At 51.4% G+C, this 15,456-nt stretch carries 15 protein-coding genes; 7 read left to right on the plus strand and 8 right to left on the minus strand.

From position 1 onward, the window contains the following. Window positions 1-46: 46 nt before the first annotated feature. The 5 genes from gntU to OGV71_RS05840 all read right to left on the minus strand — a co-directional run bounded on the left by gntU (window position 47) and on the right by OGV71_RS05840 (window position 5,040). Window positions 47-1,387 carry a gluconate transporter gene (gene gntU, locus OGV71_RS05820; RefSeq protein WP_003023477.1) on the minus strand — a complete coding sequence of 447 codons (1,341 nt, stop codon included), beginning with the start codon at window positions 1,385-1,387 and terminating at the stop codon, window positions 47-49. After that, a complete protein-coding gene (gntK, locus tag OGV71_RS05825) occupies window positions 1,387-1,917 on the minus strand; it encodes a gluconokinase (protein ID WP_003023475.1) in 531 nt (176 codons plus the stop codon). Before gntK ends, gntU begins: the two co-directional genes overlap by 1 nt. A gap of 141 nt (window positions 1,918-2,058) precedes the next feature. Further along, complete coding sequence (gntR, locus tag OGV71_RS05830) at window positions 2,059-3,054, minus strand: gluconate operon transcriptional repressor GntR (protein WP_032937248.1); 996 nt, start codon at window positions 3,052-3,054, stop codon at window positions 2,059-2,061. A gap of 129 nt (window positions 3,055-3,183) precedes the next feature. Beyond that, window positions 3,184-3,879, minus strand: a complete 696-nt coding sequence (yhhW, locus tag OGV71_RS05835; protein ID WP_003023472.1) for a quercetin 2,3-dioxygenase — start codon at window positions 3,877-3,879, stop codon at window positions 3,184-3,186. A gap of 123 nt (window positions 3,880-4,002) precedes the next feature. Next, entirely contained in the window at window positions 4,003-5,040 is a 1,038-nt protein-coding gene (locus OGV71_RS05840) for an oxidoreductase (protein ID WP_003837856.1), read from the minus strand. Between the two features lie 468 nt (window positions 5,041-5,508). Here OGV71_RS05840 and yhhY point away from each other — a divergent pair, with 468 nt between their 5' ends. The 6 genes from yhhY to OGV71_RS05870 all read left to right on the plus strand — a co-directional run bounded on the left by yhhY (window position 5,509) and on the right by OGV71_RS05870 (window position 11,298). Continuing rightward, window positions 5,509-5,997, plus strand: a complete 489-nt coding sequence (yhhY, locus tag OGV71_RS05845; RefSeq protein ID WP_138828002.1) for an N-acetyltransferase — start codon at window positions 5,509-5,511, stop codon at window positions 5,995-5,997. 46 nt (window positions 5,998-6,043) lie between these two features. Beyond that, window positions 6,044-6,928 (plus strand): hypothetical protein, encoded by an 885-nt coding sequence (locus tag OGV71_RS05850; protein WP_204583208.1) that lies wholly within the window; start codon window positions 6,044-6,046, stop codon window positions 6,926-6,928. A gap of 322 nt (window positions 6,929-7,250) precedes the next feature. Further along, on the plus strand, window positions 7,251-8,465 hold the full coding sequence (locus tag OGV71_RS05855; protein ID WP_003023466.1) for a PfkB family carbohydrate kinase: 1,215 nt from the start codon (window positions 7,251-7,253) through the stop codon (window positions 8,463-8,465). Window positions 8,466-8,480: 15 nt separating this feature from the next. Then, on the plus strand, window positions 8,481-9,242 hold the full coding sequence (locus OGV71_RS05860; protein WP_046671270.1) for a glutamine amidotransferase: 762 nt from the start codon (window positions 8,481-8,483) through the stop codon (window positions 9,240-9,242). A 53-nt stretch (window positions 9,243-9,295) separates the two neighbouring features. Beyond that, window positions 9,296-10,267 (plus strand): DMT family transporter, encoded by a 972-nt coding sequence (locus tag OGV71_RS05865; protein WP_003023463.1) that lies wholly within the window; start codon window positions 9,296-9,298, stop codon window positions 10,265-10,267. After that, on the plus strand, window positions 10,264-11,298 hold the full coding sequence (locus OGV71_RS05870; RefSeq protein ID WP_204583207.1) for a phosphotriesterase family protein: 1,035 nt from the start codon (window positions 10,264-10,266) through the stop codon (window positions 11,296-11,298). The genes OGV71_RS05865 and OGV71_RS05870 overlap by 4 nt, the downstream gene beginning before the upstream one ends. A 44-nt stretch (window positions 11,299-11,342) precedes the next feature. Here OGV71_RS05870 and ggt read toward each other — a convergent pair whose 3' ends face one another. Then, a complete protein-coding gene (gene ggt / locus OGV71_RS05875; RefSeq protein WP_048218792.1) occupies window positions 11,343-13,088 on the minus strand; it encodes a gamma-glutamyltransferase in 1,746 nt (581 codons plus the stop codon). A gap of 118 nt (window positions 13,089-13,206) precedes the next feature. On the opposite strand from ggt, the gene OGV71_RS05880 reads away from it, so the two are divergent. Next, a complete protein-coding gene (locus OGV71_RS05880; RefSeq protein WP_071687975.1) occupies window positions 13,207-13,647 on the plus strand; it encodes a DUF2756 family protein in 441 nt (146 codons plus the stop codon). On the opposite strand, the gene ugpQ is transcribed toward OGV71_RS05880, so the two are convergent. Together ugpQ and OGV71_RS05890 are read right to left on the minus strand one after the other, a co-directional pair. Continuing rightward, window positions 13,644-14,387, minus strand: a complete 744-nt coding sequence (ugpQ, locus tag OGV71_RS05885; protein WP_204583206.1) for a glycerophosphodiester phosphodiesterase — start codon at window positions 14,385-14,387, stop codon at window positions 13,644-13,646. The two genes, OGV71_RS05880 and ugpQ, sit on opposite strands and share 4 nt — an antisense overlap. Continuing rightward, a complete protein-coding gene (locus OGV71_RS05890; RefSeq protein ID WP_204583205.1) occupies window positions 14,384-15,454 on the minus strand; it encodes a sn-glycerol-3-phosphate import ATP-binding protein UgpC in 1,071 nt (356 codons plus the stop codon). Before OGV71_RS05890 ends, ugpQ begins: the two co-directional genes overlap by 4 nt. Window positions 15,455-15,456: the final 2 nt, after the last annotated feature.

Below are 15,456 nucleotides of genomic sequence, written 5' to 3' on the forward strand. Positions count from 1 at the left end.
CTCATTTCCAGGCCCGGTAAGCGCAAGCGCCACCGGGCAACAAGACTCAGCTCAACAGCTGGAAGGCAATCATACCGACAATTGCGCCGACCGTACCGAGGATGGTTTCCATCATCGTCCAGGTCTTCAACGTTTGTGCTTCCGTTGCACCGGTAAATTTACCGAACAACCAGAAACCGGCGTCGTTAACGTGGCTGACCACGATCGAGCCGCCTGCGATACAAATAGACAGTGCCGCCATCTGTGCGCCGGAGAAGTTTAGCTGTTCAATCACCGGCATCACCAGACCGACCGCCGTTAAGCACGCCACGGTCGCAGAACCCTGAATGATACGCACCGCTGCCGCCAGCACGAAGCAGGTAATGGCAATCGGCAGACCCATTCCGGTTAACGCTTCGCCCAGCGCCGGACCAACGCCGGAATCAACCAGCACCTGTTTAAACACGCCACCTGCACCAATCACCAGCAGGATTATCCCCGCCGGTTGCAGCGCATGACCGCAGATCTCCATCACTTTGTCTTTTGGCATACCCTGGCGAATCGCCAGACCGTAAATCGCCACCAGACAGGCAACCAGAATCGCGGTAAACGGGTGACCGATAAACTCAAACCATTCGTAAGTTGAAGAACCAACCGGCACAAAGCGCGCGGCGATGGTTTTCAGACCAACCAATACCAGCGGCAGCAGGATCAGCGACAAGCTAAAGCCGAAGGACGGCATTTTACCTTCGCCCAGATGTGGCTCGGTAATGTCATCAGGAATGTTCAGCTCAACGTAACGGCTGATGAAATTACCCCACAGCGGCCCGGCGATAATCATGCCCGGAATCGCGGCACACAGGCCAATCAGGATCATCCAGCCAAAGTCAGCGTGCATCTGCGAGGCCAGCAACATCGGCGCTGGCCCCGGCAGTAAAAACGCCGCAGCCGCCGCTACACCTGCAAACAACGGAATGACTAATTTAACCAGGTTGGTACCGGTGTGACGCGCCATCGAGAACGCTACGCTAATCAGCAGCACAATCGCCACCTCAAAGAACAGCGGCAGCGCGCAAATCAGACCGGCCAGGCCAATCGCGTAATGCGCGCGGCTGTGGCCGAAGGATTTCAGCATTTTGACGGCAATTTGATCGACTGCGCCGGTCTCATGCAAAATCTTGCCGAACATCGCCCCCAACGCCACAACAATCGCCAGGAAACCAAGCGTGCCTCCCATCCCTTTTTCCATAGTCGCGGCGATTTTATCGAGCGGCATACCGGAAAAGAGACCTGCACCAATAGACACCACCATCAAAGCAAGGAAGGCGTGCATACGCGCCTTCATCACTAAAAACAGCAGTAATAAAACAGACCCTACTGCTGTTAAAACAAGCGTTAATGTACTCACTACTTACTGCCCTGGTTAATAACCTCAATGGTGCTGGCGACCACACCGTCCAGTGGTTGATCGATATCGACCACCAGTACATCGTTTTCATTTGCACCCGGTTCTTCCAGCGCTTCAAACTGGGTCACCAGCATCTGCGTTTTGAAGAAGTGGCCTTTACGCGCTTTCAGGCGGCTTTCGATAACGTCAAAATCCCCTTTCAGATAGATGAAAGAGAGGTTCGGGTTACCGTCGCGCAGCTGGTCGCGGTAGACTTTTTTCAGAGCGGAACAGACGATCAGCGAAACCTTGTTGGTACGCTGCATCGCAAAGGCGGCGTCGTTCAGCGCCTGTAACCACGGTTTACGGTCATCATCGTTGAGTGGCTCACCGGAAGCCATTTTCATGATGTTGCTGCGCGGATGGAGAAAATCGCCATCAAGAAACGCGGCCTGCAGTTGATGCGCCACTTCGCTGGCGACAGCAGATTTACCGCTGCCCGATACGCCCATCAGAACGTAAACGTGGTGATCATGATTAGTCGTGCTCAAAGCGTTGCCCCCACTGGTACAAGAATCTGGAAATTGTTACGGGTAACTGTTATCGGTAACATTGTCCAGCCGGATAAATAGAGAAGCAATATCCATTCGTGCTCGAAGTGTATAAGTGTGAGCTACTTCAAACTTGTTGGCTTAAATAGATCCGCCCGGTGACAAGGTGAAACCTAAATCTAACATTTTAGGTGTGACTGCTTCACCACGGATGCGCGCCAGCAGGCGTTCAGCACCAATGCTGCCCATGCGTTCACGCGGCGTGAGCACGCTCGCCAGACGCGGCTCCATCACCTGTCCGATGTCGTGACCGTGGAATCCGGCAATCGCCATGTCATCCGGGATTTTCAGCCCTAAACGCTGGCATTCGAAGGCCGCCCCTACCGCCAGGTCATCGTTGGTACAGAAAATGCCGTCGAGCTGCGGGTATTCGCGCCGCGCCTGACGGATGAGTTCAATACCGGAGGAGTAGGAAGAAGACTGTTCCATCATCACGCTGTACGGCACCAGGTTGGCATCGCGCATTGCCTGCTCGTAGCCCCTCTGTTTGATGATAGTACGTTCATCAAGACGTGCGCCAAGATAGGCAACATGACGGTGCCCTCGGGCGATGATAGCGGCAGTCATCTGGCGCGCGGCTTCAAAGTTGTCGAAACCGACGGCGATATCCAGACACGGGGACTGGCTGTCCATCAGCTCAACCACCGGGATACCGGCGACCTCAATCATTTTCAGCGTACGAGGCGTATGGCTACGTTCGGTGAGGATCAGGCCATCGATATTCCACGACAGCATCGATTCCAGGCGCTCTTGTTCCATCTCTGGCTTATAGCCGTAGTGCGCAAGCATAGTTTGATAACCATGGGCGTCGGTGACGGCCTCAATGCCGCGTAACACTTCAGCAAAAACCTGGTTAGTGAGAGACGGTAACAACACGCCGATAGCGCGGCTGGTAGCGTTAGAAAGGATATCAGGAGCGCGATTGGGAATATAACCCAGCTCATCAAGTGCAGCGGCAATTTTGCCCCGCAGCGCCACGGAGACCTGCTCCGGATTACGCAAAAAGCGACTGACCGTCATTTTAGTCACGCCCACGCGGTCGGCTACATCCTGAAGTACGGGTCTTTTCTTTTTCATCGTCCTGAAGCGTTAAAAAGGGATAGATTCCCCCAGTTTACCACGGACGCATGGAATTAATGACAAACGATGAAAAGCCGGATGTCGACGCTTTCGCGTCTTATCCGGCCTACATCAGGTTCCAGCACGTTATACAGGTGGCAAGTCAAACAGCAATACTTCGCTGTCGCTGTCGGCATGAATAGAAATTGCCTGTTCATCCCAGATTGCCAGACCGTCGCTGGTGGTCGCTTTGGTTCCGTTAATGGTGACGTTGCCTTTAACGACCTGGATCCAGACGCGACGTTCAGCGGCAATCTGATGTACCGACTGCTCATCTTTGACCAGCGCCCAACGGTACAGCTCCATATCCTGGTACACTTTCAGTGAGCCATCGCGGGCATCAGGCGACAGCACCAGTTGTTTACCCTGAGCGGCATCGAAACGGCGCTGTTCATAGCGCGGCGTAATACCGTTTTCCTGCGGCATGATCCAGATCTGATACAGATGCAGCTTCTCAGTATTACTCGGGTTGTACTCCGAGTGACGGATCCCCGTCCCGGCGCTCATAATCTGGAACTCACCGGCAGGAACCTGCTCTTTGTTGCCCATGCTGTCCTGATGTTCTACTGCGCCTTCCAGCACGTAGGTCAGGATTTCCATGTCTTTATGGGGGTGAGTGCCAAAGCCCTGGCCTGCGTCAATCACGTCATCGTTAATCACGCGCAGTGCCGAGAACCCCATAAAGTTCGGGTCATAGTAGTTGGCAAAAGAGAAGGTATGCCAGGAATCGAGCCAGCCATGATTCGCATGACCGCGGTCGTTAGCTTTGCGTAAATAGATCATTGTGTTCACCCCCAGATGTTTTCGATGGAGTAAGTGTGGACTCAATCCGCCTGGGATCATAGAGGGTGAAAATTGACTCCTCTGTTCAAAAAATATGAATAAACCCAGAGGAGTCTGTGCAGGCTATTTGGCGAGGGTTATCGTCGCCGGAGATGCCTGTTCGAAGGCGCGTTCGAGAATCTCCAGGTTGGTTAGAACTTCAGATTCCTTGACGTAATTAGGCGTACCGGCGGTCAGCGTCTGGTACAGCGCATCATAGACGCGACCGTAATCCCCCACCTCCGGCTTCACCTCTTCTTTTACTGTGATGCCGTCATCGTTGACATACTCCAGCATTCCGATGGAATCATCAGCAGCGAAACCTGGCTCACCCGGCATAATATTGGCCTTCAGACTGGTTTCCTGCTGGTCGATGCCGTACTTCACAAACGAGCCTTTGGTGCCATGGACGATAAACTTCGGATAGTCGATTTTCACCAGATGACTGGTTTTAACAATGGCTTTCAGGTCGCCGTAAAACAGCTGTGCTTCAAAGGTATCGTCCGGGTTCGCTTTATTACGCAGGCTGCGGATGTCATAGGCCACATGATCGGGGCGTCCGAACAGCGAGATAATCTGATCCATGGTGTGTACGCCCAGGCCATAAAATGCGCCATCCTGTGGCAATCCCGGCTTAGTTTCCGCCTCGGGACGGTAGTAATCGAAATGGCTTTCAACCTCAACAATTTCGCCGAGCTTGCCGCTCTCAATCGCTTTTTTAGCAGTGAGAAAGCAGGAGTCAAAACGGCGATTCTGATACGGCGTAACGGTCAGCCCTTTGCTTTGCGCCAGTTCGAACAGCACTTTTGCTTCTGCCAGCGTCGGCGTGAACGGTTTCTCAACCAGCACGTTTTTACCCGCCTCCAGCGCACGTTTGGCGTAGTCAAAATGGCTGTCAGCATGGGTACAAACGATCACTAACTTCACCTGCGGATCGTTTAAGATCTCGTCGAGGTCGCTGGTGAAGTGAATATGTGAATACTGCGGCGCCTGCTCTTCCGGCCTGGCGTTACGGCGGAAAATGTGCGCGACATGCCAGCTATTTTTGCGGTTGAGGACGTACGGCAAATGGTAGCGAGTGGTACTTTTACCAAAACCAATAAATGCGCAGTGTAAGGTCATGAGACAGTCCTTTTGAAGATGATTATCTACACCATAGCGCAAAGCGGCTGGAGACTGAATGTTGGATTCTTTGCCGGATGCGGCGTAGCCTTATCCGGCCTACAAAAGCAGATGCCTCAAGATAGGCCGTCGGCGTCGCGGTCAGTTTGTTCACGGCAAGCGCGCAGGGCCCGGAGCGTACTAAATGTACGTGAGGAGCACGAGCACTTCCCGGGGGCAAAATGACAAGTAAGCCAGGCTGAAACAAAACCCCAAAAAAAAAGCCAGCAAAAGCTGGCTAAAGTAATACTGGAAGCAATGTGAGCAATGTCGTGCTTTCAGGTTCTCCGTAGGGGTTCCCCTGAACGCAGAGCAATAATAATCATTCTCATTCGCACTTGTCTACTTCTTTTTGCAAAAAAATGCAGTTGACGTAATTTTCTTTCTCAGCGAGGGTAAAGACTCAATTAACCCTGAAGGAGATAAGGAATGAGTGAGATAGTGATACGCCACGCTGAACCGAAAGATTACGACGCAATTCGTCAGATCCATGCCCAGCCAGAGGTGTATCACAACACGCTACAGGTTCCTCATCCTTCCATGGAGATGTGGCAAGAGCGACTAACCGAACGGGTCGGAATCAAACAACTGGTCGCGTGCATTGATGATATCGTCGTCGGACATCTCTGTATTGAGGTCGCGCAGCGCCCGCGCCGCAGCCACGTGGCCGATTTTGGTATCTGCGTTGATGCCCGCTGGCAGAATCGCGGCGTTGCCAGCGCGCTTCTCCGTACGATGATCGACATGTGCGACAACTGGCTGCGCGTCGACCGTATCGAGTTAACGGTGTTTGTTGATAACGAACCTGCTGTTGCGGTCTATAAAAAGCATGGCTTTGAGATCGAAGGGACAGGTAAGAAATACGGCCTGCGCAACGGCGAGTACGTGGATGCGTATTTAATGGCACGCGTGAAATAAATTTAAGGGCGAGTCTTATCGCCCTGCTTATTGAAAGGACGCAATAGTGAAAAAGTTTGTTCCCCTGGTTTTACTGGCCTCGCTCTCCCCAGCTTTTGCCACTACCGTACAAAATCTCGATGCCGTACCCGGCGCTATTCAACATACTGAAGGTAAACAGATTTTTTCTGAGCAAATGGCAGGGGCAACACCTGCGAAAGGATTTGGTGAACTTCCACAGGGATTATCAGAGAACCAGTGGATTGGCTGGGTTGCGCCGAACGAAAATCCTAATAATCTGATCCTCACTGGCGCCAAAGCCTGGGGAAAAGACGGGAAATACATTGGCGTCGCCTGTTTTGCTGACAATCAGGCCGATGCCGGGCAGGCAAAAAAGTACGCAGATAACACCTGTCCGGAAAACTACAACAACGGACGCGCCAATAAATTATATCTCGGCGTTTTCTCCTGGCAGAACCAACAGCTGCAGCCGATTGCCCGCTTGGAAAAACCATTAAACCAGATCTCAGCGTGGAATAAAGCTGCCGAGAAAGAGAGCGATGATGAGTCCGTCAGACCGCTGGCTTATTATACAAAATTGGATCTGGCACCGTACCGGATCGCTCCCGATACTCTGGCGTTCGGGGTGCGCGGTGGCTACTCCGATGCCTACTCCGGCGGTGGGGCATTTTATGAAGTGCTGGAACTCTACACCATCAAAGACAGCAAGATAATCAACGTGTTTTCTGACCTTGTTTATTACTATTCGGATATCGCCGGAGACTGGAATAAAGACGGCACAAGGCAGCACGACATCAGCGAGAGTAAGTACATCCTGAAATTGCGGTCGGCAAAGACGCAGGGATTTTATGATTTAGAGGTCGTGAACCTGCAGGATAAAAGCAGCCAAATATTTCACTGGTCTGAATCACTGCAACAGTATGTTCCTTAAGGAACTAATAAGACCTGCAACGTTCAGAAGGCTGTAGGTCATTATCCTTAATTTCCCCGTCGTTACATGCAAAAGCGGAATTGCCATCCAATCCTGGCATAAAGTTGTTGATTGCAGTCCATCGCCTCCGCCGTCATCTTCAGGCGTAACAACCGCCTGAATCATAGGGTTATTTTACTTACTATCTTCATCGCTATTTATCTTAACTTTAATAATATTAATATTACATTTTTGTTTTTTTTTGGTTTCTGCCATCACTTTATGGTGACAATCACAACAATATACTTCCCCTGGGACTAACTTAACCACGGTGAGGTAAAAAATGAAATTTGAACGCCATCATAGAATATTGAAAGAAATCAGTATTTCGGGAGTTGTAAAAGTTTCAAATCTGGCGAAAAGTCTCAAGGTAACAAAGGAAACTATTCGCTCAGATCTCAATGAACTTGCCGGACAGGGATATCTCACTCGCTGTCATGGTGGTGCATTTATTACCCTTGACTCTCTTGATAACGTTGCAAAAAACGAAATTGCTTATGTGCTGGAAAAATATGAATCAGCGCAGAAAATAAAAAAAGGTCTCTCTGCCATGAAGAATAATGTATGTGTTATTGGCTCGTTCAATGTTGATATTATCAGTTACCTACCGAGGCTCCCCTCGACAGGCGAATCATTACTTGCCGATAAATTTATTTTTTCGCCCGGAGGTAAAGGATGCAATCAGGCATTAGCTGCAAGCTATGCCGATTCTGATGTGCATTTTATTACTAAAGTAGGGTCAGACCATTTCAGTGATTACGCCATTAATTTTATAAACTCATCAAAAATCCATAAAAGCGTTATCTATCAGACCAAAGAAACACAAACAGGTACAGCTACTATTATGGTGAATGGAGATACCGGGGATAACGTCATCGCTATCTACCCCGGTGCTAACATGACAATTTCCCCTGATGAAATCACCATACAAAAAGAAGCCATCGTTCATTCAGATATTGTTCTCGTACAACTGGAGACAAATTACGAAGCGCTTCACCAAACCATTCGTCTCGCACAGAAAAATGATATCCCTGTCATTATAAATCCAGCACCATACAATGAAATGGTCAATACCATTATTGATAATATTGATTATATCACGCCAAATGAAACCGAAGCGGGTCTGTTGGCAAACATGTCCGTCAATGATATTGAGTCGGCAAAAAGTGCGGCAAAGATTATTCATCAGAAAGGCGTCAAAAATACCATTATCACCCTAGGGAGCAAAGGCTCCCTCGCTTATGACGGAACACAATTCATCTATTCTCCGGCATTCCCGGCAGTTGTAAAAAATACCGCAGGAGCGGGTGATGCCTTCAATGGTGCACTCGCATCTGGCCTTGCTAAAGGAAAATCACTGGCATCTGCATTGTGCTACGCCAGTGCATTCGCCTCGCTTGCTGTTGAAACACCCAATGCCTCTGACATGCCAGAAAACGAATCCGTTCTTCATCGCATTCAAGGTTCGCATTACAAACAAACTATCTCGACTCACTAAATCAAGGAGCAGACTATGAATAATACACAGAAAAAACTAAAGGTGCTCTTTATTGGAGAATCCTGGCATATTCACATGATCCATTCAAAAGGCTATGACAGTTTTACCTCCAGTAAATATGAAGAGGGTGCCACATGGTTACTGGAATGCTTAAAGAAAGGCGGAGTAGAAGTTGATTACATGCCTGCTCACACCGTGCAAATCGCATTTCCAGAAAGCATTGATGACCTAAACCGTTACGATGTCATTGTCATTAGCGATATCGGCAGCAATACGTTCCTGTTGCAAAACGAGACGTTCTATCAGCTAAAAATAAAGCCCAATGCTCTGGAATCAATTAAAGAGTATGTCAAAAATGGTGGTGGACTGCTCATGATTGGCGGCTATCTGTCATTTATGGGTATTGAGGCAAAAGCTAATTACAAGAACACCATTCTTGCCGAGGTTTTGCCAGTTATTATGCTTGACGGCGATGACCGGGTAGAAAAACCAGAGGGTATCTACGCTGAGGCTATTTCCCCTGAACATCCTGTCGTTAACGGATTCACCGACTACCCGGCATTTCTTGGATATAACCAGGTTGTCTCCAGAGAAGATGCCGATGTTGTCTTAACAATAAATAATGACCCGCTGTTAGTGTTTGGTGAATACCAACAGGGTAAAACCGCCTGCTTCATGAGCGACTGTTCGCCGCACTGGGGAACACAGCAATTTATGTCCTGGTCGTTTTATACCGACCTGTGGGTTAACACGCTTCAATTCATCGCCAGAAAATAAAAAACAATGGAGTAACGAAAGTTACTCCTTTTATAAAATATAAGGATTGATGTATGAACAAGAATAAGTACTCAACCCCCTTACTGATGCTTGCAACTATCTTAGCCGGTATGCTTTCCCCTATGCAGTCTGCCGTTAATGGGCAATTGGGACACTGGTTGCAAGATGGAAATGCTTGCGCAGTAATCTCGTTCGCCAGTGGTCTGGTCGTCATGTTTTTTATTATTATTGCGCGCAAAGAAACACGCCAGCAATTCGCGTCGATCCCAGCTCTGATAAAAACGCGGAAAATCCCTTTGTGGAATTGGTTTGCCGGATTATGCGGGGCGATGGTTGTATTTTCGGAAGGGGCATCAGCCAGCGCGTTGGGCGTTGCCACGTTTCAAACTGCATTAATTTCCGCCCTCCTCCTTTCCGGCCTGCTGTGCGACCGTTTTGGTGTCGGTGTGGACGAGAAGAAATACTTCACGCCATGGCGCGTTACTGGCGCATTGTTCGCTGTTATTGCCACGATTTTTGTCGTGTCACCACAGTGGCATTCAACCTCCTTTATCCTGCTCGCTATCCTTCCATTTTTGGCAGGATTACTCGCTGGCTGGCAGCCCGCTGGAAATGCCAAAGTTGCCGAGGCAACGGGCTCTATGCTGGTTTCCATTACCTGGAACTTCATCGTCGGCTTTTGTGTGCTGGGCGCTGCGCTGGCGATACGTGTCGCATTAGGTCATGTCACCGTCCAGTTACCCGATACGTGGTGGATGTATCTCGGTGGCCCGCTGGGTCTGCTGTCCATCGGGCTGATGGCGATTCTGGTCAGAGGCTTAGGGCTGTTGATGCTCGGTGTTGCTTCTACCGCGGGTCAATTGCTTGGCTCAGTGTTGATTGATGAACTTATCCCGTCACTGGGTAATACGGTCTATCTGGTCACGATCATTGGGACGCTGTTTGCGCTAATAGGCGCAATTGTTACCACCATCCCCGAATACAGAGCATCCAAAATGGCGCAAAAAATGGAGGTGTCAGGATGAAAGGTTTCCTGCAAACCGTAACAGGCCCCATTGCGCACACGGATATGGGGCTAACGCTCCCACATGAGCATCTGTTTAACGATCTGTCATCCGTTGTTGATGAACCACATTATGCTTTTTCACAGCAACTGGTAGGAAAAAAAGTCAGTGCTGACCTACAGTGGGGACTGAAACACGATCCCTACTGCTGCGCCGATAACATGGACAGAAAGGAGATTGATGATGTTATCTTTGAAATCAACAACTTTATGTCCTTAGGAGGCAGGACGATTGTCGACGCGACAGGTTCTGAATCTATCGGTCGAGATGTCTTGTCATTGCGAGAAGTGGCATTAAAAACCGGTTTGAACATCGTAGCTTCATCAGGACCTTATCTGGAGAAGTTTGAAAGTGCCAGGATCCACAAACCTGTCGAGTTGTTAGCCTCACTTATTGATAAGGAACTGAATCAGGGGATAGGCGAGACGGATATTCGCGCCGGCATGATAGGTGAAATTGGCGTATCACCCGCTTTTACGCAGGCGGAACGCAACAGTCTGCGAGCGGCTTCTCTGGCACAACGTAATAATCCTCATACTGCGATGAATATCCATATGCCAGGGTGGCTGCGGCTGGGTGATGAGGTGCTGGATATTGTCCTTGAAGAGATGAACGTCTCTCCGGCAAAAGTCTCGCTGGCGCATTCAGATCCTTCGGGAAAAGATGTTGCCTATCAACGAAAAATGCTCGATCGCGGCGTATGGCTTGAATTTGACATGATTGGCCTGGACATCACTTTCCCAAAAGAAGGTATCGCCCCAGGCGTTCAGGAAACCGCAGATGCGGTAGCACATCTGATTGAATTGGGTTACGCCGATCAGATAGTTTTAAGCCATGATGTTTTTCTCAAACAGATGTGGGCAAAAAATGGGGGGAACGGTTGGGGATTTGTCCCGAATGTTTTCCTCGCCTATCTGGCCGCCCGTGGAGTAGACAACGATACTCTACGCAGGCTCTGTATTGATAACCCAGCGCGGTTGCTCACGGCATAGCCAACAAAACGCCCGGTGCCTGACACCGGGCTATTAATCAAAAATCAGTATCCCGCCGTTAAATCATCCACGGAACGCGGGTCGGATGCGCCATACAGTGCGCCATCCGGTCCTACCATAATGCTCTGCGTGCTGCCCATCGCTTCCTTCAGTGCGACTTTCTGCCCTTTCTGCTCCAGCAGCTTAATGGTGTCCGGGCTAAACCCTTTCTCAACGCGCAGTTCATCGGGCAACCACTGATGATGGAAGCGCGGCGCGTTGGTCGCTTCGGCGACGTTCATTCCAAAATCAATGCTGTTGACTACCATTTGCAGCACGGTGGTGATGATTCGGCTCCCGCCAGGGCTGCCGGTAACCAGCCAGGTTTTCCCGTCTTTTACCACGATAGTCGGCGACATTGATGACAGCGGACGCTTCTTCGGCCCAACCGCGTTAGCATCGCCGCCCACCAGCCCATAAACGTTCGGCACGCCCGGCTTGGCGGAGAAATCGTCCATTTCGTTATTAAGCAGAATGCCGGTGTTACCCGCCACAATGCCGGTGCCGAAGGTGGTGTTCAGGGTATACGTCACCGCCACGGCATTACCGTCTTTATCCACCACCGAGAAATGGGTGGTCTGATTGCTTTCATACGGCGCGAGCTTGCCAGGTTTGATCTGGCTGGAAGGCTTAGCCTTGTTGATATCAATTTGATCGGCAAGCGATTTGGCATAGGCTTTGTTGGTCAGCGCCTGCCACGGTACTTTCACAAAATCCGGGTCGCCCAGATACTCCGAGCGGTCGGCGTAGGCATATTTCTCCGCTTCAGCCATTACCTGCATGGCATCAGCGCTGCCAAACCCGTACTTCTTCATATCGAAGTTTTCGAGAATATTGAGGATCTGCACAATGTGAATACCGCCAGAGGACGGCGGTGGCATGGAGAAGACCTGATATCCGCGATAGTCGCCGCTAATCGGCGTACGCTCCACGGCTTTATAGCTGGCTAAATCCTCTTTGGTCATCAACCCGCCGTTTTTCTGCATTTCCTCCGCAATCTGATCGGCAATTGCCCCTTTATAAAACGCATCCGGACCGTTCTCGGCAATCATCTCCAGGCTTTTCGCCAGGTTCGTTTGCACCAGCTTGTCACCCTTTTTCAGCGGCTCGCCGTCTTTCCAGAAAATGGCTTTGCTGTTCTCGTGATTAGGGAGCACTTCGCTGCCATAGGTTTTCAGATCGTCAGCCAGCGCGTCGTTAACCACAAAGCCTTCTTCCGCTAGCTTCATTGCTGGGCGCACGACTTTGTTCAGCGGCATCGTGCCGTATTTCTCCAGCGCCAGCGAGAAACCCGCCACGGTACCCGGCGTACCGGATGCCAGATGCGACGTTAGTGACTTTTTCGCATCGGCGTTGCCCTGTTCATCAAGGAACATATCACGGGTCGCGCCAGCGGGAGCCATTTCACGAAAATCGATCGCCGTGGTGTTACCGTCTTTGGTACGCAGCAGCATAAACCCGCCGCCGCCCAGATTGCCCGCCTGCGGATGCGTCACCGCCAGCGCGTAGCCAACGGCTACAGCGGCATCAACGGCATTCCCGCCCTGTTTCAGAATATCCACCCCAACCTGGGTGGCTAAAGCATCTACGGAAGCCACCATCCCCTGTTGCGCGCGAACGGGATGGAACACATCTTCCTCGACACCGTAGGATACCGGCGGTGGCGCAGCCGGCGCGGCAGCAACGCTAAAACAACTTCCTGAGAGCAGAGCAGCAATGGCTACCCGGCGTAAAAACGTCGGTTTTATCATCGTTATTCTCCAGATGTACGGGGGTCGGCCCCCACTAAGCCTGGTGCATAACTCTGAAATAATCATCGTAACGGCGAGAAAGGAGTAAACTTAAACGATCCCCGAGAGGAGAAAAGCGATGAAACGACTCTTACTTTTAGCCATGCTGTTGCCGTTTACAGGCTTTGCACAGCCCATCAACACCATGAATAACCCGAATCAACCCGGTTATCAGATCCCGAGTCAGCAGCGTATGCAAACCCAAATGCAATCACAGCAGATTCAGCAGAAAGGGATGCTCAACCAGCAGTTGCAAACGCAGACGCGCATGCAGCAACAGCATATGGAAAACCAAATCAACACCAACACCCAGCGCGTGCTGCAGTCTCAGCCGGGCGAGTTGAATCCTGGACAGCAGCAAATGCTGCCTAACAGCAACGGAGGGATGTTGAGTGGAACCCGTAATCCGGACAGCTCGCTGAATAAGCAACATATGCTGTCGGAGAAAAAGAACGGCGACATGCTGAAGCCCTCCAGCACGCCGCAACCTAACGTTCCGTTAAAAACGATTGGGCCTTAACTGGGCTGGAAATCCGGACCAATGGTATCAATGGCATCGGTACAGATGCTGTCTACGCCCCAGCGCAGCAGTTCTGCCGCGCGCTGGGGTCGGTTGACGGTATAAACCAGAATACGTAGCCCAGCATCGCGCAGCGCATCCACGCGCGCCTCATCCAGCAGCTTATGATTAAGATGAATAGAGACGCAGCCAAGCCGCGTGGTCAGCTCACGCCAGTCCTCGCGCCATTCATCCAGCAGCAAACCTCTCGGCAGTTCAGGCACCGCCTGCTGCGCAGCTTCTAGCGCATCAATTTCAAAGGATGACAACAGTGGTGACGTCATTCCCGCCCACAATTCACGTGCGGCCAGCGCCACGACCTTCCCGGTGAGCGCCCCCGTCCCGGTGGTGGGTTTAATCTCAATATTTGCCATCATGCCGTGCTGGCGACAGCGCTCAGCAACTTGCGAGAGCAGCGGCAACGGTTCGCCTTTAAACTCACCGCTAAACCAGCTGCCGGCGTCCACGCGCAATAGATCCTGCCAGTTCAATTCGCCAGCCACGCCCCAGCCGTTGCTGGTGCGTTCCAGGTTGTCGTCATGCAGTAAGAAGATCTCACCGTCTTTCGACAATTTAGCGTCAAACTCGATCATGGTATGCCCATATCGCGCCCCCACGTCGATCGCCGCCAGGGTGTTTTCCGGGGCTAACTTACCGCCGCCGCGATGGGCGACAATATGAGGGTAAGGCCAGTTATTCATACGCGTTGTCCTGTTTCGCCATCAAAAAGATGCAGATGATGTTCTGGCAGATGCAGCCACAGCGTGCTGCCTGCCGTCGGGCGATGCTGATGCGCCAACCGCACCACCAGCTTTTGCTCACCCCAACGTCCATGTGCCAGATTATCCGCACCCAGCATTTCCAGCGTGTCGACGACCAGCGGCACGCCGCCTTCGGCCTGCGAGCTTAGCGCAATATGCTCCGGGCGGATACCCAACGTCATGTTACGCCCAATACACTCCCTGGCGCTTCTGCCGATGGGCAACGTCATGCCGCCCTCCAGCTCAAAATGGGTACCCGTAGCGCTGATGCGCCCATCGAGCAGATTCATCGCCGGGCTGCCGATAAAGCTTGCCACAAAGCGACTGGCAGGCTTTTCATACACCTCAACCGGCGTCCCTACCTGCTCGGCAATGCCTTTGTTCATCACCATAACCCGCTGGGCGAGGGTCATCGCTTCAACCTGATCGTGCGTCACGTACAGCGAGGTGGTTTTCAGTCGGCGATGCAGATGTTGTAACTCCAGACGCATCTGTACGCGCAGCTTGGCATCAAGGTTAGAAAGCGGCTCATCGAACAGGAATACCGCCGGGTCACGTACAATCGCTCGTCCCATCGCTACGCGCTGGCGCTGGCCGCCGGAAAGTTCGCGCGGACGACGTTTGAGCAGCTCACCCAGCTCGAGAATACGCGCCGCCTCTTTCACCCGCTCAGCAATATGCTCCTTGCCCATCCCGCGGATTTTCAGCCCCCAGGCCATGTTTTCTTCCACGCTCATATGCGGGTAGAGAGCATAGTTTTGAAAGACCATCGCAATGCCGCGATCCTTCGGCTCCATCTCGGTGACGCGTTTATTATCAATCCAGATATCGCCGCCGCTTACCCGTTCAAGCCCGGCCACCATCCGCAACAGCGTAGACTTTCCGCAGCCGGATGGGCCAACCATCACGATAAATTCCCCGTCCGCGACGTCCAGCGTCAGCGGTTTAATCACCTGGGTTTTGCCGTCCCAGCTTTTGGTTACTGCCTGTAGTTTTAAACCAGCCATTT

It is taken from the genome of Citrobacter sp. Cf088 (assembly GCF_030334295.1).
Classification (GTDB): Bacteria; Pseudomonadota; Gammaproteobacteria; order Enterobacterales; family Enterobacteriaceae; genus Citrobacter; species Citrobacter freundii.

What these genes read in the sequence shown, in the direction of transcription:
- OGV71_RS05860 (WP_046671270.1), top strand. Translation starts at nt 8,481, where the DNA reads ATGAATAATACACAGAAAAAACTAAAGGTGCTCTTTATTGGAGAATCC.
- ugpQ (WP_204583206.1), bottom strand. Translation starts at nt 14,387, where the DNA reads ATGAATAACTGGCCTTACCCTCATATTGTCGCCCATCGCGGCGGCGGT.
- yhhY (WP_138828002.1), top strand. Translation starts at nt 5,509, where the DNA reads ATGAGTGAGATAGTGATACGCCACGCTGAACCGAAAGATTACGACGCA.
- ggt (WP_048218792.1), bottom strand. Translation starts at nt 13,088, where the DNA reads ATGATAAAACCGACGTTTTTACGCCGGGTAGCCATTGCTGCTCTGCTC.
- OGV71_RS05880 (WP_071687975.1), top strand. Translation starts at nt 13,207, where the DNA reads ATGAAACGACTCTTACTTTTAGCCATGCTGTTGCCGTTTACAGGCTTT.
- OGV71_RS05865 (WP_003023463.1), top strand. Translation starts at nt 9,296, where the DNA reads ATGAACAAGAATAAGTACTCAACCCCCTTACTGATGCTTGCAACTATC.
- OGV71_RS05870 (WP_204583207.1), top strand. Translation starts at nt 10,264, where the DNA reads ATGAAAGGTTTCCTGCAAACCGTAACAGGCCCCATTGCGCACACGGAT.
- OGV71_RS05855 (WP_003023466.1), top strand. Translation starts at nt 7,251, where the DNA reads ATGAAATTTGAACGCCATCATAGAATATTGAAAGAAATCAGTATTTCG.
- yhhW (WP_003023472.1), bottom strand. Translation starts at nt 3,879, where the DNA reads ATGATCTATTTACGCAAAGCTAACGACCGCGGTCATGCGAATCATGGC.
- gntR (WP_032937248.1), bottom strand. Translation starts at nt 3,054, where the DNA reads ATGAAAAAGAAAAGACCCGTACTTCAGGATGTAGCCGACCGCGTGGGC.
- OGV71_RS05840 (WP_003837856.1), bottom strand. Translation starts at nt 5,040, where the DNA reads ATGACCTTACACTGCGCATTTATTGGTTTTGGTAAAAGTACCACTCGC.
- OGV71_RS05890 (WP_204583205.1), bottom strand. Translation starts at nt 15,454, where the DNA reads ATGGCTGGTTTAAAACTACAGGCAGTAACCAAAAGCTGGGACGGCAAA.